Origin of the sequence: Tenebrionibacter intestinalis (genome assembly GCF_016632365.1) — a bacterium.
GTDB lineage: Bacteria > Pseudomonadota > Gammaproteobacteria > Enterobacterales > Enterobacteriaceae > Tenebrionibacter > Tenebrionibacter intestinalis.
Map to the genome: position 1 here is coordinate 78,944 of NZ_JAEPBH010000001.1, position 17,549 is coordinate 96,492.

The 17,549-nt window shown below is 52.8% G+C and carries 15 protein-coding genes and 2 pseudogenes; 11 read left to right on the forward strand and 6 right to left on the reverse strand.

Translation table 11 applies throughout. The features are described 5' to 3' along the window. Positions 1 to 403: 403 nt before the first annotated feature. Complete coding sequence (locus tag JJB97_RS00390; protein WP_238711798.1) at positions 404 to 1,120, reverse strand: hypothetical protein; 717 nt, start codon at positions 1,118 to 1,120, stop codon at positions 404 to 406. Positions 1,121 to 1,331: 211 nt separating this feature from the next. Between JJB97_RS00390 and JJB97_RS00395 the strand changes: the two genes are divergently transcribed. After that, entirely contained in the window at positions 1,332 to 1,976 is a 645-nt protein-coding gene (locus JJB97_RS00395; protein ID WP_238711799.1) for a metallophosphoesterase, read from the forward strand. Between the two features lies 1 nt (position 1,977). On the opposite strand, the gene JJB97_RS00400 is transcribed toward JJB97_RS00395, so the two are convergent. From JJB97_RS00400 to yebS, 5 genes are all read right to left on the reverse strand, one after another. Further along, positions 1,978 to 2,169, reverse strand: coding sequence for a YdfD/YebW family protein (locus tag JJB97_RS00400; RefSeq protein WP_238711800.1), 192 nt, complete (start codon positions 2,167 to 2,169; stop codon positions 1,978 to 1,980). A 218-nt stretch (positions 2,170 to 2,387) separates the two neighbouring features. Continuing rightward, positions 2,388 to 2,627, reverse strand: a complete 240-nt coding sequence (locus JJB97_RS00405; protein WP_238711801.1) for a YebV family protein — start codon at positions 2,625 to 2,627, stop codon at positions 2,388 to 2,390. 96 nt (positions 2,628 to 2,723) lie between these two features. Further along, positions 2,724 to 4,190 carry a 16S rRNA (cytosine(1407)-C(5))-methyltransferase RsmF gene (rsmF, locus tag JJB97_RS00410; protein WP_399197833.1) on the reverse strand — a complete coding sequence of 489 codons (1,467 nt, stop codon included), beginning with the start codon at positions 4,188 to 4,190 and terminating at the stop codon, positions 2,724 to 2,726. 219 nt (positions 4,191 to 4,409) lie between these two features. Next, entirely contained in the window at positions 4,410 to 7,031 is a 2,622-nt protein-coding gene (locus tag JJB97_RS00415) for a PqiB family protein (RefSeq protein WP_238711802.1), read from the reverse strand. Continuing rightward, the gene (yebS, locus tag JJB97_RS00420) at positions 7,000 to 8,283 is read right to left on the reverse strand and encodes a membrane integrity lipid transport subunit YebS (RefSeq protein WP_238711803.1); all 1,284 of its coding nucleotides are present in this window, start codon (positions 8,281 to 8,283) and stop codon (positions 7,000 to 7,002) included. Before yebS ends, JJB97_RS00415 begins: the two co-directional genes overlap by 32 nt. Before the next feature lie 125 nt (positions 8,284 to 8,408). Here yebS and JJB97_RS00425 point away from each other — a divergent pair, with 125 nt between their 5' ends. From JJB97_RS00425 to cspE, 10 genes and pseudogenes are all read left to right on the forward strand, one after another. Beyond that, positions 8,409 to 8,903 carry a GAF domain-containing protein gene (locus tag JJB97_RS00425; RefSeq protein ID WP_238711804.1) on the forward strand — a complete coding sequence of 165 codons (495 nt, stop codon included), beginning with the start codon at positions 8,409 to 8,411 and terminating at the stop codon, positions 8,901 to 8,903. 101 nt (positions 8,904 to 9,004) lie between these two features. After that, positions 9,005 to 9,679, forward strand: a complete 675-nt coding sequence (proQ, locus tag JJB97_RS00430; RefSeq protein WP_238711805.1) for an RNA chaperone ProQ — start codon at positions 9,005 to 9,007, stop codon at positions 9,677 to 9,679. A gap of 19 nt (positions 9,680 to 9,698) precedes the next feature. Further along, entirely contained in the window at positions 9,699 to 11,741 is a 2,043-nt protein-coding gene (gene prc / locus JJB97_RS00435; protein WP_263457805.1) for a carboxy terminal-processing peptidase, read from the forward strand. Between the two features lie 351 nt (positions 11,742 to 12,092). After that, complete coding sequence (htpX, locus tag JJB97_RS00440) at positions 12,093 to 12,974, forward strand: protease HtpX (RefSeq protein WP_238711806.1); 882 nt, start codon at positions 12,093 to 12,095, stop codon at positions 12,972 to 12,974. 655 nt (positions 12,975 to 13,629) lie between these two features. Beyond that, the gene (gene kdgR, locus JJB97_RS00445) at positions 13,630 to 14,421 is read left to right on the forward strand and encodes a DNA-binding transcriptional regulator KdgR (protein WP_238711807.1); all 792 of its coding nucleotides are present in this window, start codon (positions 13,630 to 13,632) and stop codon (positions 14,419 to 14,421) included. A 338-nt stretch (positions 14,422 to 14,759) separates the two neighbouring features. After that, entirely contained in the window at positions 14,760 to 14,903 is a 144-nt protein-coding gene (gene mgrB, locus JJB97_RS00450; RefSeq protein ID WP_238711808.1) for a PhoP/PhoQ regulator MgrB, read from the forward strand. A 72-nt stretch (positions 14,904 to 14,975) separates the two neighbouring features. After that, complete coding sequence (locus JJB97_RS00455) at positions 14,976 to 15,254, forward strand: YebO family protein (protein ID WP_238711809.1); 279 nt, start codon at positions 14,976 to 14,978, stop codon at positions 15,252 to 15,254. Positions 15,255 to 15,269: 15 nt separating this feature from the next. Continuing rightward, positions 15,270 to 16,293: pseudogene (locus tag JJB97_RS00460) on the forward strand (MBL fold metallo-hydrolase). A 531-nt stretch (positions 16,294 to 16,824) separates the two neighbouring features. After that, positions 16,825 to 16,967 (forward strand): annotated as a pseudogene (locus JJB97_RS00465) (DUF2627 domain-containing protein); the annotation flags it as partial. 14 nt (positions 16,968 to 16,981) lie between these two features. Continuing rightward, entirely contained in the window at positions 16,982 to 17,191 is a 210-nt protein-coding gene (gene cspE / locus JJB97_RS00470; protein ID WP_001062678.1) for a transcription antiterminator/RNA stability regulator CspE, read from the forward strand. The last annotated feature ends 358 nt before the right edge of the window (positions 17,192 to 17,549 follow it).

Sequence of the window (17,549 nt, forward strand, 5' to 3'; positions counted from 1 at the left end):
CCAACTTTTAGCGCACGGCTCTCTCCCAAGAGCCATTTCCCTGGACCGAATACAGGAATCGTATTCGGTCTTTTTTTATCTTTTTTAAAACAAACGGTTACAGTTAAGATGCCGAAATCCTTCGTATAGCTGTATTCCCGCTTTGTTTTTATACCACAACAAAAATTACTTTAACAATTAATTTACGGAAAAATAATCCTGTCATCCGATGCTCACTTATCGCGTTTACCTGATTTGCCTTTGTTGGGGCCTGCGTCGGGTAGCCTGACAGACCTGGGGGCAAAAATAACATCCTGTGCGCCTTTGTATTGCCCGGCCCCGGATGCCCGATGCTTCGGTTTTAATGCGCAGGCGCCCCTTTACGCGGGTTCTGGCGGCGCATCGGCAGGTGGCCTGTAGGCGCTCAGTTTAGCGAATCACGGATGGGGTTGGCAGAGGCGCAATAAGCCAGGTTTTCAGTTGCCTGTAGAGGCTCCTGGAGTGGAGCAGGCCGGTTAAGTAAAAGCGCGCGCGTTTTCGTTTTCAGGCCCGGACAAAACCATACGCTGGAAAATAAACACAGCGTATAGCCCATCAGTTCAGTGCCTTCTTCAATAGCGGTTTTAACCGCCATGACATAATTATCCCCAAGCAGCGTCTGCCAGAATGCGCTCATCCCAAAAAGGCGGGAAAAAATCAGTATAGTGACCAGCCCGCAAAGGGTATAACCCGATGCCGGGTGGCGGGTGAACGCATTAAGCCCCGGCAGCACGGAGTGGCGCCAGCGCCGGGCGAACCACAGCGCCGCCGCGGTAGTGATAAGCGCAAACCACAGCCACGCGCCGTGATAAATAGCGTCAAAATAGTAATCCAGCTCCCGGATGAGCAGCGCAGCATAAAAACCGGCAATAAGTATGCAACCCCCGCGCAGCGCGGGCGTTTTTAGCGCACTGCGCAACCACAGCGCGGCACAGGCCAGTAAAAGAGCTTCCTGGGTGAATTCAGTCACTGATATTTCACCAACATGGTTATGTAAGCACAGCACGTCTACAAAAAGAATGCCGACAGAGAGCGCCGCACAGTTGGCCAGCAGCAGAAAAATAATGAATGTATTCAGCGCGGGACATTTACGTCTTAGCATATATCACCTCAATGTTTCTGTTTATGGAAACATATCGTGGTTAATTAAATAAAATTTGTTGAATTCTGCTAAAAAACGCCTTTTATTTTCCTGTTTGTGCTGTTGTGTGTTGAATTATCCACAATAAGCTTATTTATTAACCTGCAGAATAGGGGAAGGCTTTTTTATAGACAGGGACCAGGTGGTTATACTTTTTACTCTGAGGCGAAATATGTATCAGCGAATTAACGGCGCGGCGTGGCGACATATTTGGTTGGTTGGCGATTTGCACGGTTGCCTGGCGCTGTTTGCCCGTCACCTGAGGCGGCTGCGATTTAATCCCTGGTCCGACCTGGTTATCTCCGTAGGCGATCTTATCGATCGTGGGCCAGATAGCCCTGGTTGTCTGGCATTGCTTGATAAACCCTGGTTTCGCGCTGTGCGTGGAAACCATGAAGAAATGGCAATGGATGCGTTGCGTAGCGAAGACGTGTCAGCATGGTCGTTAAACGGCGGTAACTGGTTTCGCCAGCTTGATAAGCTGGCGCGTGCGCAGGTTCAGGCGCGTTTGTACCGGTGCGCCGAGCTACCGCTGATTATTGAACTGCATGTCCAGGGGAAAACAGAGATCGTTGCACATGCGGACTATCCTTCCGACAGCTATGTCTGGGGTAAACCGGTAGACAGACAGCGGGTGGTATGGGGGCGGGAGAGGATTACACGCCACCTGCGCGGGGAGGGAAAAGCAATAGCGGGCGCCGACCGCTTTTGGTTTGGGCACACGCCGCTACAGGAGCCGCTGCACTTTTATAACCAGCATTATATTGATACAGGGGCGGTATTTGGCAACCGGCTGACGCTGGTACAAATGCAATAGCTCAAAAATCGCTGTATTCGTGAGCGGGATTCCAGAAACCACTGATGAATTCCTCCACGGGATAACAACCGCCGTGACGAATGCGCTGTTCTTTCATTGCTGACAGACACTGCGCTTCAGTATTGAATACCTCAATAACAAGATCGTCACAGCCTCCGTGCAGATAGCAGACAAACAAAACCAGCGCGAACATGACAACCCCAACTCCACCCTCTTCGCGGTTAAGTGTAGGGCAAAGCGGCGGTAAGGAAAATAATGATAAGTTAACGAGGCTATAAGCCGGACAGCTTCGTCCCGAATCGATTGAAAGCTAAATAAAAAAATCAAAAAGGCGGATTATAACGAAGGTAAAACCCTATTTTCCTTTTTGGCAATATGCGCAATAACCCGTCTGGCGACGGGTTTGGGGGGTCAGCCTATGCGCATAATCCAGGCGTGATTGCTGCGGTCGTAATGCTCAAGGTAGAGAAGAGAGTGTTCGCCGTTAAGCAGTGCAGGAACGCTGCTTTCGTGATCCCAGGCATCAAGCTGCATGCACAGATCGGGATCGGAATTGCAGGGGATACTTAAGGTTCTCTCACCCTGAGTTTCGCTACTTAATTCGGCATCGTCGATTTCGAAATTGCCGATTCTGACGCTGGTTTTAGCCATAACAAGCTCCCTGATTTTTCGATAGTCTGGTATGACCAGATATGGCCATACAGATCCAGAGTAGCCTGTTTTACGCCTGTTGCCAGGGGAAAAAGGTTAATTATTATCCGCGATAAGCGTGTCAGCAAACAGTTTACCGTCCCGCACCAGTTCGCGGGGATAGCTATTTTTCAGACGCGAGCCCACCCGCTTAGCCAGCCCCAGGACGGCGCCTTGCCAGGTTACAATAACGACATCATGCGTTGGCGTCGCGCGCGGATAAATATCCCGTCCGCGAAACCATTCCTGCGCCTCCTGCGCGCTCAGCGCCCAGGCGCAGTCGTGGCCTGCGTCGGCAAGCGCAATGACGGCTTCGTGCTGCCAGCGGTAGCCTTTATTAAAAACTTCCGCAAGGCGAAGACCGATACGGGAAAAGCGTACTTTGCCCAGCAATGGCGCGATATCGGCAGGAAACAGCCACAGCTCTTTATCTCGCTGCCACAGCGTGTGCGCATCCGGCAAGCGTAAACCGACCCGGGCTGCCGCCAGCCTGACCTCGTCCTGCTCGCGCGTTTTTAGCGGTGTGAAAGGAAAATTGCCGGTTTTATAACGCGGGGCAGGCAGTGGGGCAACGCTGCCCGTTTTATGCAGGCGTGCGACGAAAAAGCCTTCGCAGTCGTATATTTGCGGGAAGACATGCAGAAAACCTTCGGCAGTAAGCGCTTTTTCGGCGCCGTCGAACAGATTGTTGAGCGGCACGACTTCCAGCGCGTTGGGATAACGCTCCAGTAGCCAGCGGCACACCTGCTGATTTTCCTGCTGGTTTAGCGTGCAGGTAGAGTAAACCAGCATCCCGCCGGGGCGTAGCGCATGAAAGGCGCTGTCAATAAGCGCACGCTGGGTTGCGGCAATTTCGCTGTTGCTGTCGGGCGACCAGTTGCGCAGGGCGTCCGGGTCTTTTCGTATCACGCCCTCGCCTGAACAAGGCGCGTCAAGCAGAATGGCGTCAAAGGTTTCAGGCAGGGCGGCTGCGAACACCCGGCCGTCAAAATGGGTCAGCGCTGCATTGCTGACGCCGCAGCGGCTGATATTGGCGTGCAGAACCTTGACGCGGCTGGCGGCATATTCATTGGCGAGAATGACGCCACGGTTTTCCATGCGCGCTGCGATTTGCGTGGTTTTGGAGCCGGGCGCGGCCGCCATATCCATAACGCGCAGCGGCGCGTTGCCGTCGGCAAAGAGCGCGCTGACCGGCAGCATGGAGCTGGCTTCCTGAATATAAAACAGCCCGCACAGGTGCTCTGCGGTGCTGCCCAGCGGTAGCGCATCTTCGTCGTCACGCGTTATCCAGAAGCCCTCGGGGCACCAGGGAACGGGCGACAATCGCCAGCCGTAGGGCGCTACGCGGGCAAGGAAATCTTCGACGCTGATTTTTAGCGTATTGATGCGCAGGCTGCGGCGCAGCGGGCGCTGGCAGGCAGCAATAAAATCGTTGAAATCATGCGCGGCTGGCATAGCGGCGCGCATAGCGTCAAGAAACGCCTCAGGTAAAAATGAAGGGTTCTGAACCAAAGGATGCCCCATCAGAGTGCTCTGTATAAGACGCAATCCTACCATATGCGCCCCGATAACTCATCGGGGCGCTTAGATTGATGACAAAGCGGATAAAAGCGGGGGGATTGCTCTCTTTTTCTGTTTACCGAAAACCCATTTTTTTGATTTTACGAATTATTTTTTTGCGCTTCGGGCCAAAGGCGTTTGGCGGCAGTCTCTACGCCCCGGGATTTCATCGGAGCGCTGCGGTTAGCGGGGTAGGGCCGTTCCCCATTCGCGCCACTCTTTGGGCTCATTATCAAGGAGCAGGAAGTGTTTGCCCGGCTGCGCTTTTGGCGCCAGCGGGGTGCCCGGCGGCGTGGCAAACTGGATGCCGCCGCGAATGAATTGATTAAATGTGCCGGTTTTCACCACTCCGCCTGTCAGCCCAAAATCCAGGCTATAGCCGGAGGCCAGCCAGAATACGGAACTATTACGCACCAGATGCTGATAGCGCTTACTGATGCGCAGCCCCACCATTACGCGATCGGAAAGATCGCCAAGGCGCATACCGGTTACGGTGCCTACCTCCATCCCCCGAAACAGCACGGGCGTTCCGACGCTGAGCGCGCCGGCGTCTGGCACTTCAACTACAATACTCAGGCCGTCAAGATAGCGAGAGTCGGTAATGGTGGCTTCCTGGATTTCGAAACTGCGTCGTGGGCCGCCGTGTCCCGGTTCTACATTGATATAGGGTTGTAAAATGGTGTCGAGGTTTTCCACCCCGGCGGCGGAAATTTTCGGCGTAATAATGGAAAAACGCGTGCCGCCGCGAGCGAAGCTGTCAACGTATTGCGGGTATAGCACCGCAGTGGCCTGTACCTCGCTGCGATCGGTGAGTAGCTTGAGCGATGCTAGCTGACCGATATCAATACCCAGATAGCGAATGGGCATCCCTGGCGAGAGCTTGCCGGCATCAAACGCGTGCAATGTAATCTGGCTACCGACTGCGCGCGCGGCGGTTTCTGAAGGGTAGAGCACGCGTTTGCCGCTTTTTCCTGCGCCTGAAAGGTTGTCGAAGCTAATGGCGCCTTTCAGCGCGCGAGATAGCGGCGATGCCTGCACGGTCAGGCCGCTGCCGTTGAGCTGCACCTTTGCGCCGCCTTCAGCCCAGAATATGCTGTCCGGGGTGAGCAGATGACGGTACTGCGGCTTAATATAGACGTCGATATCGAAAGCGTTGCTGCGTGGGCGAATAACAATGACTTCGCCTACCTCAAATTTGCGATAGAGCACAACGGAACCCGTCTGTACATTGGGCAGACTGGAGGCTGAAAGCGTCAGTGTGGGCGTGGGGCGTTCGCCCTGGTTGTTTTCAATAGCGCGATCGAGGTTGGCATAGAGCGGGTAGGCGGATTTTAGCGCGCCGTTTTTGCCCGGCAGAATACGGATGCCGCCGTTAATCCACTCCCCGGCGCTGGCGCCGAGAAACTCCACGCCATCTATGCCCACTTTTACATCCACGCGGCTATTTACTACAAATTTACTGTCGCCTTTAATCAGCGATTTGTACTGAGGGTCGATGGCGATAGTGAATTTAACGCCGCCGGCGGTAAGGCTGCGATCAATCACCTGGCCTACCTGTACGCCGTGTAACTTTAACGGTTGACCGGCTTCAATCCCGTAACTTTCCGGCGCATTAAGCGTCAGTTTCAGTACGCCTGGCCGCTGGAGCGGCGTTTTGTTTTCAGCTAAGACTACGAAGTTATCACGCGCCGCCCCTTCGCCGGGGATAAGTTCAAAAGACGCGCCTTCCAGAAGACTGTTGATGCCCGGGTTGCTGAGCGACAATTCAGGTTTACGTAATTCAATGCGCGTATGTGTACGCATCAGGCTAACGACGCTCGGATCGACGGTCAACACGCCGGTCACGCCACCGTTTTCCTGAAGATCAAGTTTGGTGAGCGTTCCCACTTCCAGCCCCTGGTACATTAACCGCGTTGCGTTGGCCTTAAGGCCATCGCCGCCGGGCAACTGTAGCTTGATTTGTACGCCGCGCTGACTGTGCGCCAGGTCCGGATAAAGCGTAAATGTCGTGTTCTGCCGGGCGGCATCGGAGCCTGTTGGCGAGTCGAATGCGATAGCGCCATTAACCAGTGCGCTCAGGCTTTCCAGCGATACCCGGGCGCCGCTGAGCCCCACGTCGGCCTTCACGCCTGAAACGTTCCAGAAGCGGCTGTCCTGTTTTACCAGGCTTGTAAAGCGCCGATCGATGATCACATCAATGGTTACCCCCTGATTACCGGGATTAATCGCGTAGTCATACACGCGACCGACCGGAATTTTGCGGAAGTAAACCTGCGAACCGCTGTTGAGCGAACCGAGGTCGGGCGAGGTTAAATGGATCATCAGCTCGCCGTTATTAAGATGGTATTTGGGCTGTGTATCCAGCGCGACAAAGTGATCCTGCGCTTTGCCCTTGCCTGGCATCATGCCGATATAGTTACCGCTCACCAGCGCATCCAGCCCGGAAACGCCCGCCAGAGAGGCTTTAGGCGTTACCAGCCAGAACTGGGTTTCAGCGCGCAGCGCGTCCTGCATATCGCTTTTTATGCTGACCGTTACTTCAATTTTGCGCAAATCTTTACTGGGGCGCACGGTTTGCACGGTGCCTATCTCCACGCCCTGGTAGCGTACTGGCGTGCGTCCGGCGATGATGCCGTCTGCGGAGATAAAATCGATTGTGACGGTCGTTCCGTGCTCCTGCCAGGTCTTCCAGCCCAGCCACAGAGCAATAAGCAGCGCGATGACCGGCAGTAGCCAGAAAGGGGAAATACGGCGTTTTGTTTTAATGTGCGCTTCAGTCGGTGAAGCTGGCGTTTCCTGACTCATGTGCATCCCAAAGTAATCGGCTGTCCAGCCATTCCACTGCAAGAATAGTCAAAATTACCGCAGCGCCGAAATAGAACGCCGCAGGCCCCATTGTAAAAGCCAGAAGTTGGTCGCGATTGACCAGTGACATGGTCAGTGAAATAACAAACAGATCGAGCATCGACCAGCGCCCGATCCAGGCGATAAAACGCAGCAGCAGGACGCGCGCGCGCAGGCCCTGCACGCATTTGAAATGAATGCTAAGCAGCAGCGTAATCAGCACCAACACCTTAGTGAAGGGCACCAGTATACTGGCGATAAACACTACGCCCGCCACGGCGGCGTTGCCGGAGGCAAGCGATATAATGCCGGAGAAAATGGTATCTTCCTGACGCGCGCCGTTAACGTAAACGACTGAGACAGGTAGAAGATTAGCCGGAATCAGAAAGATCAGCGAGGCGATCAGCGCCGCCCAGCACTTTTGCAGGCTCATTGGACGGCGTTGAGTCAACGGTATGTGGCAGCGTGGACAGCGGCCATGCGCGTCCGGCAGCCCGGTGAAATGGCAGCCGAGACACACGCGCAGCTTATCGCTGTAATAACGCGCGGCGGGTTGGGGGTAAAAGCGCAGCCAGAGCTGCTCAATGTTAAGATGAATGAGCGTCAGGATACTGAGCAACGTCAGCGCAACAAAAGCCCATAGCCCATAGCCGTGGGTAATATAGGCGTATTCCTGCACTTTAATTGTGGCAACGGCAATGCCAACCAAATAGATATCCAGCATAACCCACTCTTTGAGCCGCGCCAGCATCAGTAAAACTGGACGCAAATTTACGCCAAGGCGGTTGCCAAGCCACAGCCAGATAATGGCTAGCGCAAGCGTAACGGGAGCGCCCACGGCGCAAAACAGTATCATTGAAGCGGTTATCGGATCGCCTTGCTGTGCTATCTGCCAAATCCCCTGCATAACGTTGGCATTGATATGGCTGCCGAGCAACCACAGTTCAAGCAACGGCGCGCCCCAGGCGAAGGGCATCAGCAGCAGCATGGCGACCGCCATGCTAATAAGGCGAGACAGCGGCCAGTCACGGCCGTTGTGTACTTTGGCGTGACAACAGGGACAGTAAGCGTTTTGCCAGGGTTTCACCATCGGCAGCAGAAAGGGAGTATCGCATTCAGGGCAACGTTGATAGCGCGGGCGCGGTAAGGCTGCGCCGATGCGCTGAATGACGAGGGGGGTGTCCTGTGTTAAAAGCCGGTGTTTTAGCGCCATAATCGCTTTTTCTTTTTTTACATTCGCTCATCATAGTAACGTATTCGTGATTTGCCTTGAGCATGACAGCATTTAATGCTTAGTTTAACGGGGCAATAAACTGTGAAAAGGTAAGTAAGAAATCAATGGGCAAGGAACAATTTTACGCGGAGCTTAACCGCGATTTTCGAGCGCTAATGGCAGGCGAGACGCATTTTCTCGCCGTGCTGGCGAATACCAGCGCGCTGCTTTTTGAGCGCCTCGCTGGCGTAAACTGGGCCGGTTTTTATCTTCTTGAAGGCGATACGCTGGTACTTGGGCCGTTTCAGGGTAAAATTGCCTGTGTGCGCATCCCGGTTGGCAGGGGAGTATGCGGCACGGCGGTTGCGACCCGTGAAGTTCAGCGCGTGGAGGATGTTCACGCATTTGAAGGCCATATTGCCTGCGATGCGGCCAGTAAGTCTGAAATCGTTCTGCCGCTGGCGTTCAATAATCAGATTTTTGCTGTTCTTGACATTGACAGTACTGATACGGGGCGATTTGACGCGCAGGACGAGCGCGGCCTGCGCGAGCTGGCGGCGAATCTTGAGACGGTAATTGCCGCGACTGATTTTAAAAAATACTTAGCCTTTGGCGCATAAGAAACAACGGTTAACGTAGCATTTGCCGATGGGGTCATTATAATGGCGCCTGTTCATGCCTGCGGCCTGGCCGGCAAAGCCCGTTGTAATCAGGAAATTTCATGGAAAATCAACCCAAGTTGAACAATAGTAAAGAAGTGATCGCCTTTCTGGCTGAGCGTTTCCCGCAATGCTTTAGCGCTGTAGGTGAAGCTCGCCCCCTGAAGATTGGCATTTTTCAGGATCTGGTTGCGCGCGTGGAAGGCGAAATGCAGCTTAGCAAAACCCAGCTTCGTTCCGCGCTGCGTTTGTATACGTCCAGTTGGCGCTATCTCTATGGCATTAAATCCGGCGCTATCCGCGTTGACCTTGACGGCAACCCGTGTGGAGAACTGGAGGAACAGCATGTAGAACATGCCCGCAAACAGCTTGAAGAGGCGAAAGCCCGCGTCCAGGCGCAACGCGCCAGCCAGCAGGCTAAAAAACGCGAAGCCGCGGCCGTTGCCAGCCAGGAAGACGCGCCACGCCGTGAGCGCAAGCCCCGTCCCGCGCCTCGTCGTAAAGAGAACGCTGAACAGCGTAAGCCGCGCGCGGAAAAACAAACGCGTGAAAATGCCGCAACGCGTCACACGCCGGTAACCGATATTTCCGCACTGAAGCCGGGCCAGGTCGTAAAAGTTAAAGCAGGTAACAACGCGATGGACGCAACCGTTGGAGAAATCACGAAAGACGGTGTCCGTGTGCAGTTGGCCTCCGGTATGTCATTGATTGTACGCGCAGAACATTTATTGTTCTGAAACGGAGGTCGACCAGGGCATGAACGCTTTATGTAAGATGACGGCCGCCGCCAGTCTGTTTCTGTTCGCGGGAAGCGCGCTGGCGGTGGGCAACATCACGCGCGCTGACCAGATTCCTGTTCTGAAAGAAGAGCCTCAGCACGCGACGGTGAGCGAGAGAGTAACCTCGCGTTTTACCCGTTCGCACTATCGGCAGTTTGATCTTGACGACGCCTTTTCAGCAAAAATTTTCACACGTTATCTTAATCTGCTGGACTACAGCCACAATGTGCTGCTGGCAAGCGATATCGAGCGGTTCGAAAAACAAAAAACAACCCCTGGCGACGAGCTGCGCAGCGGCAAGTTGACGGTGTTTTACGATCTGTTTAACCTGGCGCAGAAGCGGCGTTTTGAACGTTATCAGTATGCGCTCGCCGTGCTTGATAAGCCGGTGGACTTCACCGGCAACGATACGTTTGATCTCGATCGCAGCAAGGCGCCGTGGCCGGCCAGCGAGGCTGAGATAAATCGTCTCTGGGATGCGAAAGTAAAATATGACCGTTTAAGCCTGAAGCTTGCCGGTAAAACGGATAAAGAAATTCATGATACGCTGGCGCGCCGTTATAAATTTGCCATTCGCCGCCTTGCGCAGACCAAAAGCGAAGACGTTTTCTCGTTGGTGATGACCGCTTTCGCCCGTGAAATCGATCCGCATACTAACTATCTTTCTCCGCGCAATACTGAACAATTCAACACAGAGATGAGCCTTTCTCTTGAAGGCATCGGCGCGGTATTGCAAATGGACGATGATTATACCGTCATCAACTCGATGGTTGCCGGCGGCCCGGCGGCAAAAAGCAAATCTATTAGCGTGGGCGATCGCATCGTTGGCGTTGGTCAGCCCGGTAAGCAGATGCAGGATGTCATTGGCTGGCGTCTGGATGACGTGGTCGCGCTTATTAAAGGGCCGAAGGGCAGTAAGGTGCGCCTTGAAATTCTGCCGGCCGGTAAGGGAGCAAAAACCCGTATTGTGACGCTAACGCGCGAACGCATTCGTCTTGAAGATCGCGCAGTGAAAATGACGGTGAAAAACGTCGGTAAGGAAAAAGTCGGCGTACTGGATATTCCGGGTTTCTATGTGGGGCTGACTGATGATGTAAAAGTGCAGCTTCAGAAGCTTGCGAAGCAGAATGTCAGCAGCGTTATCATCGATCTGCGCACTAACGGCGGCGGCGCGTTAACCGAAGCGGTATCGCTTTCCGGGCTGTTTATCCCTTCCGGGCCTATTGTGCAGGTGCGCGATAATAACGGTAAAGTGCGCGAAGATAGCGATAACGACGGTATGGTGTATTACAAAGGTCCGCTGGTAGTCCTGGTTGATCGCTTTAGCGCCTCCGCGTCGGAAATTTTCGCCGCTGCGATGCAGGATTATGGTCGCGCGCTGATTGTTGGGGAGCCAACCTTTGGAAAGGGCACCGTACAGCAATATCGGTCCCTGAATCGTATCTATGACCAGATGCTGCGCCCGGAATGGCCAGCGCTGGGGTCGGTTCAATACACCATCCAGAAATTTTATCGTATCAACGGCGGCAGTACGCAGCGTAAGGGCGTGACGCCGGATATTCTGATGCCGACCGGTAGCGAGGAAACTGAAACGGGTGAAAAATTTGAGGATAACGCGCTACCCTGGGACAGCATCAAAGCCGCGACCTGGACGCGGTCAGACGATCTGACGACGTTTGTGCCCGCATTGCTTAAGCTACATCAGGCGCGTATTGCGAAAGACCCTGAATTTCAGTACATCTTAAAGGATATTGCGCGCTATCGCGCCATGAAGGACAAGCGTAACACTGTTTCGTTAAATTACGCGCAGCGTGAAAAAGAGAACGAGGAAGATGATGCTACCCGCCTGGCGCGAATTAACGATCGTTATAAGCGCGCCGGGAAGGCAGCGCTGAAGAAACTGGACGACCTTCCCAAAGATTACCAGGAGCCAGACCCCTATCTTGATGAAACGGTGCTCATTGCCAGCGATTTGGCAAAAATGGAAAAAGAGCGGCCAGCGCCGCAGCCGGGCAAATAAACGAGCGGACAGGCACAAGAAATTGTGCCTCGGCGTGTTGATAAAGAAGGAAAAACGGGTTTTTCCTTCTTTTTGGTAAGCAGGCGAAAATCAATGCATTGATTTTCCTTACTTTTTAATTGTGTTTCATCCATCCTGTCTGCGACAGGATGGGGTTTGTCAGCAGTCTCAGGCACAAGAAATTGTGCCTGTTTTTTATCCCTCTTTTTTTGAGTCAGCAAAATGCTACAAAATGTAAAGTTGTGTCTTTTTAGACACCTGACGGCGCTGAAAGCTTGAAAACGAGGTGACACCCCATCAGGATGTAAGGAATCGTGCAGTGCATTTGTTAATTAGAGGTAAAAATAAATTATGATGCGAATCGCGCTTTTCCTGATGACCAACCTTGCTGTCATGGTTGTTTTCGGGCTGGTGCTGAGCCTGACGGGAATACAATCCAGCAGCGTTCAGGGATTGATGATTATGGCGCTGTTGTTTGGCTTTGGCGGCTCGATTGTTTCGCTGCTTATGTCCAAATGGATGGCGCTGCGCTCCGTTGGCGGAGAGGTGATAGAGCAGCCGCGCAATGAAACGGAGCGTTGGCTGATGGAAACTGTCCAGCGCCAGTCGCAGCAGGCGGGCATTGCTATGCCGCAGGTTGCTGTCTATCACGCGCCGGATATTAACGCCTTCGCGACCGGCGCACGCCGCGATGCGTCGCTGGTCGCTGTCAGTACCGGCCTGTTGCAGAATATGAGCCAGGACGAAGCTGAAGCGGTTATTGCGCATGAAATTAGCCATATCGCAAATGGCGACATGGTGACAATGACCCTGATACAGGGCGTAGTAAATACCTTTGTTATCTTCATTTCGCGTATTGTTGCCCAGATTGCGACCAGCTTCCTGAGTGGTAACCGCGACGATGGCGAAAGCAACAACGGTAACCCGATGATTTATTTTGCCGTGGCGATGGTGCTGGAACTGGTGTTTGGTATTCTGGCGAGCATCATTACGATGTGGTTTTCCCGCCACCGTGAATTCCACGCTGACGCCGGCTCTGCGAAGCTGGTGGGGCGTGAAAAAATGATTGCTGCGTTACAGCGCCTGAAAACCAGCTACGAGCCGCAGGAAGCAAGCAATATGATGGCGTTTTGTATCAACGGCAAAGGCAAGTCGTTAAGTGAAATGTTCATGACGCACCCGCCGCTGGATAAGCGCATCGAAGCGCTACGCAGCGGGCAGTATCTGAAGTAATACTCACCGTAACATAAAAAGCGTGCCCGGCACGTTTTGAGACTGCTGACAAACCCCATCCTGTCGTAGACAGGATGGATGAAACACAATAAAAAATACTGAAAATCAAAGCATTGATTTTCGCCTGCTTACCACAAAGAAGGAAAAACCCCCGCTTTTTCCTTCTTTGTCAACAACCTGAAAGCGTGCCCGGCACGCTTTTTTACTGTGAAACCTTATGAAAACCGGTGAATGTCTCAGCCCTATGCAAAGTTGTTAAGCCTTATGCTTGCCCTGAATGACCAGACGCAATAAAAGTCCCGGCCGAAATACAAGGGGGTTTCCGCTGTCGCGGCCTTAGCCTGAGACAGGCGTAATCCGCCCTCCGGCGCGGCTATGCGCCCCCCCGCAAGGATCAGGGAGCGCGCGGCTTGTGTGCGAAAACCGTTTGAACATTAACGTGACCTGGAGCGGCGCCGCTTTCGCACAACAGGGTTGTCTGTCTGAAAACGGCAAGCCCCTCAGCGGTAAGTATGGCCTGCCTCATTTTAACACTCTGCTTGCGGGGGGCCGGCAGTGATGACTAAAAAGCAGAGACTGATTGCGGGGGGCGTCAGGTTAAATTTATACTAAAAAACAGTTCCATTTTTTATAAAACATTTTCGCTGAGGTGATAATGGCAGGTTCTGATTTGGATAAACAGCCGGATTCGGTTTCTTCCGTGATGAAGGTCTTTGGCATTCTTCAGGCTTTGGGGGAAGAGCGAGAAATAGGCATTACCGAGTTGTCCCAGCGCGTACTGATGTCAAAAAGCACCGTTTACCGCTTCTTGCAAACGATGAAAACGCTGGGCTATGTGGCTCAGGAAGGAGAGTCAGAAAAATATTCGCTCACGCTTAAGCTGTTTGAATTGAGCGCACGCGCTTTGCAAAACGTAGATCTGATACGTATTGCAGACATTCAAATGCGCGAACTGTCGCGCCAGACCAGAGAGACAATTCATCTCGGCGCGCTGGATGAAGACAGCATCGTTTATATTCATAAAATCGACTCAATGTATAACCTGCGTATGTATTCGCGCATTGGTCGCCGTAACCCGTTGCACAGTACCGCTATTGGTAAAGTGCTGCTGGCGTGGCGGGATATTAACGAGGTTCAGGACATCGTTAACCATATTACCTTCACTCGCAGTACCTCGCGCACCATTGGCGGCCCTGATGCGTTGCTTGCTGTGCTCGAACAGGTGCGTAAGCAGGGGTTCGGAGAAGATAACGAAGAGCAGGAGGAGGGGCTACGCTGCATCGCCGTGCCTGTTTTTGACCGCTTTGGCGTGGCGATTGCCGGGCTGAGTATTTCTTTCCCGACGCTGCGTTTCTCAGAAGAAAAACTGCGGGAATATGCGGCATTGCTGCATTGCGCCGCGAAGGTGATTTCTGAGCAAATGGGCTACCACGACTATCCATTCTGATATCGCCCCCTTGCCTTGTGTAGCGCAGGGGCTATTTCCCGCTGTCGATAACGGTATCCGTTTTTACACAACGCCAGGCAGTCGGTAATGCCGATAATGCCGCGTGCGGTCAGTTAATGGCGCTCTCGCCCCGGCCAGTTAACGACAGGTACCGTCCGCGGGCGAATGAAATTGCGCATCATCCCCCGGGCATAATGACAGGCCTTCTGTTATGGGCCCCGGTATAGGGCAAGCGCTGAAACAATATGATGATTTCTGAAAGAAAAAATGCGTGCTGTGAAGGATCAGTTTAGGTTGGCGTTGATAAGCTAAGCTCCTTTTTATTACCGGAGAACGTGATGAAAAAATACCGGTGGCTCATTTTTATTGCTATTGCGCTTGTATGTTTGTTGATGTGGATACAGATGTTGAATGTGCTGTGCGACCAGGACGTTCAGTTTTACAGCGGGGTGTGCGTGATAAATAAATTTATACCGTGGTAAAAGTTTTTTACGGTCTGTGGGTATCGACCAGGTTAGCCGGTGCTAGAATGCAGGTTTGTTCGAAATGGCACGATGAATGAACTTAGCATGAATACTTTAAATATCGTTTCGCTCGCGGTTTCCTTCGGGGTTTTGATTATCGGGCTTGTCGCCTGGTACTTTGTCAATCGCGCAAGCGTTCGCGCCAGTGAGCAAATTGCCCTGCTGGAGGCGCTGCTTGAGCAACAAAAGCGCCAGAGCGCGCTGCTGCGTCGCCTTTGCGAGGAGAAAGCGCCGATGTCGTTCGCAATGGAGACGGACAACGCGCGTGATGACGAAGATGGTTTAGTTCGCCTGGTGGCTGAACGGTAATTTTTCCGGCCTGCAATGGCCCGATGCAAAGGTGCGAATGTGGTCTGGAAAAATCCCTGGTATAAGCCTGATTATTCACATCATTCGCCTGATGGTTTTCACAACGTTGAACCTGAGGAGCAAAAGGCAGGCGATGTCAGGCGCTGGCGTCGGGAACGTAAGGCGAGCGGGGCGCCGAAGCCGCCAAAAGAAGGTTACGACGCTTTTCTGGCGCGTTGGTGGCAGCCAGCCCGGCTTGATGAGCAGGGTGATGGCGTTTGGTGGCTTGGCCATGCGACGTTGCTTTTACGTATCAATGACCGTTACATTCTGACCGATCCGATATTTTCGCAGCGCGCTTCGCCGCTGCGTTTTCTGGGGCCACGGCGACATACGCCGCCTGCGCTCGCGCCTGGCCGCCTCCCGCCCGTCTCTGCCGTAGTCATTTCTCATAATCACTACGATCACCTTGATGCTGCCAGCATACGCTTTATCCATCGTCATTTCCCTGCAGTCCATTTTTATGTTCCTCTCGGCCTTGGGCGCTGGTTCAGGCGTTGTGGCATAACGAACGTAACAGAGCTGGACTGGTGGCAAAGTCGGCGTGATGACGAATTCACTTTCCACGCTGTACCGGCCCGTCACTGGAGTATGCGCACGCTCTGGGATCGCAACCGTTCGCTGTGGTGTGGTTGGGTTATTGAAAGCGCGCGGCTGCGATTCTGGTTTATCGGAGACAGCGCAGACAGTGATTTACTGCGTCAAATCCCCCGGCGGCTTGGGCCGCTTGACGGTGCCGCTATTCCGACAGGCGCCTTTGAGCCGCGCTGGTTTATGGCGAACCACCATATGGGGCCTGTCGAGGCGGTAGCGCTATGGCGGGATATAGGGCGGCCGCCGTCAAATACCTGTTCACTGGGGAGCGTTTGAACTGGCGGATGAGGCGCTGGACAGGCCGCCTCAGCTAGTAAATGAAGCCATGTCTGAAGGGGAGGTGGCCTCGGCGTTGTTCTGTCCACGTCGAATAGGGGAATTTATGCCGCTAACGGGAAACAGATAAGCCTGTTATCTCTTTAATAGCCAGGCGTGCCTACAACAGAATGAAAGGTAGAAATGGAGCCGGCTATTTATGGCTTATGGCGGTCTGCCGGTTTTAACGCAATGCGATGAATTAAATAATATTGTTCAGGAATAATAAATTCAAAGGCGTAAAAATAATATTTAAAGGTAAACTGGAAAAAATAGAATAAATTGACTAGGCTTAAAGATTGCCGATAAAAAAGTCATTCTATTATATGTAACCGTATAAATCATAAGTACGTAAAACGGTGTGGATAATTCTTTATGTTTCGCTTTCTGGACGGATAAATCGCTTTGCGCTATTGTAAAAAAGGAAGGGAAGCGAGGGTTTAAATGCACAATTCAGCAGCAGATGCGGGCGGCATCTAAGTTTCTGTGTACATAAAGGCATAATGCGTAGCGGCAACTTTCTGAATTATGTGCGACGGATCGTGGCACGTTTAAAAATGGCTTGCCATAATTAACGTTGTATGTGATAACACGCTGGGTTAAACGAGGTATCGCTCTGTTTATTTGTGGCATTATCAGTAAAGAAGACCTGAGTAAAAACGTTGTCGTTGAATACCGCTTCTCTGCCGAACTTTATATTTAGTGCCTCAAGCAGTAATGTCTCTGTTTTATCTATGTATGCGCCTGTGGGCGAAGAAAACAATCGAAGGAATTTGTAAATGGCAAAGATTAAAGGTCAAGTCAAGTGGTTCAACGAGTCTAAAGGTTTTGGATTCATTACCCCGGCAGACGGCAGCAAAGATGTGTTCGTGCACTTCTCCGCTATCCAGGGTAACGGGTTTAAAACGCTGGCCGAAGGCCAGAACGTTGAATTCGAAATTCAGGATGGCCAGAAAGGCCCGGCAGCAGTTAACGTCACTGCTATCTGATTTCGCCTGACGCTGACCGTATATCGAACCCCGTCGCAAGCGGGGTTTTTTATTGTCTGTATTCAGGCTGCGGCCTGGTCAGCCGATCGCTTAAGGCTCAGGGAGTGTCGCAGGTTGGGGAAAATAGGGAAATTTTTCGTCGGTGAGCGGGTTAATGGATCTATTGGCGTTCTCTTAGCTATCCCGACGCGCCTGTTCAGGCTAAGCCGGCCTGTATTAGCAAAATGGATTACGCGGGCATAAGAGATGGAAAAACGCGAACCGCGCGCGGGTAAAAATCAACCCACCGGTTTCCTGCGCTATGTCGGGCGTTTTACCGAATACCGAATAGCGGTACACTTGCCGCCTTTCACTGCCA

What these genes read in the sequence shown, in the direction of transcription:
- JJB97_RS00425 (WP_238711804.1), top strand. Translation starts at nt 8,409, where the DNA reads ATGGGCAAGGAACAATTTTACGCGGAGCTTAACCGCGATTTTCGAGCG.
- htpX (WP_238711806.1), top strand. Translation starts at nt 12,093, where the DNA reads ATGATGCGAATCGCGCTTTTCCTGATGACCAACCTTGCTGTCATGGTT.
- JJB97_RS00405 (WP_238711801.1), bottom strand. Translation starts at nt 2,627, where the DNA reads ATGGCTAAAACCAGCGTCAGAATCGGCAATTTCGAAATCGACGATGCC.
- prc (WP_263457805.1), top strand. Translation starts at nt 9,699, where the DNA reads ATGAACGCTTTATGTAAGATGACGGCCGCCGCCAGTCTGTTTCTGTTC.
- kdgR (WP_238711807.1), top strand. Translation starts at nt 13,630, where the DNA reads ATGGCAGGTTCTGATTTGGATAAACAGCCGGATTCGGTTTCTTCCGTG.
- JJB97_RS00400 (WP_238711800.1), bottom strand. Translation starts at nt 2,169, where the DNA reads ATGTTCGCGCTGGTTTTGTTTGTCTGCTATCTGCACGGAGGCTGTGAC.
- proQ (WP_238711805.1), top strand. Translation starts at nt 9,005, where the DNA reads ATGGAAAATCAACCCAAGTTGAACAATAGTAAAGAAGTGATCGCCTTT.
- JJB97_RS00395 (WP_238711799.1), top strand. Translation starts at nt 1,332, where the DNA reads ATGTATCAGCGAATTAACGGCGCGGCGTGGCGACATATTTGGTTGGTT.
- yebS (WP_238711803.1), bottom strand. Translation starts at nt 8,283, where the DNA reads ATGGCGCTAAAACACCGGCTTTTAACACAGGACACCCCCCTCGTCATT.
- rsmF (WP_399197833.1), bottom strand. Translation starts at nt 4,190, where the DNA reads ATGGGGCATCCTTTGGTTCAGAACCCTTCATTTTTACCTGAGGCGTTT.
- mgrB (WP_238711808.1), top strand. Translation starts at nt 14,760, where the DNA reads ATGAAAAAATACCGGTGGCTCATTTTTATTGCTATTGCGCTTGTATGT.
- JJB97_RS00415 (WP_238711802.1), bottom strand. Translation starts at nt 7,031, where the DNA reads ATGAGTCAGGAAACGCCAGCTTCACCGACTGAAGCGCACATTAAAACA.
- JJB97_RS00390 (WP_238711798.1), bottom strand. Translation starts at nt 1,120, where the DNA reads ATGCTAAGACGTAAATGTCCCGCGCTGAATACATTCATTATTTTTCTG.
- JJB97_RS00455 (WP_238711809.1), top strand. Translation starts at nt 14,976, where the DNA reads ATGAATGAACTTAGCATGAATACTTTAAATATCGTTTCGCTCGCGGTT.
- cspE (WP_001062678.1), top strand. Translation starts at nt 16,982, where the DNA reads ATGGCAAAGATTAAAGGTCAAGTCAAGTGGTTCAACGAGTCTAAAGGT.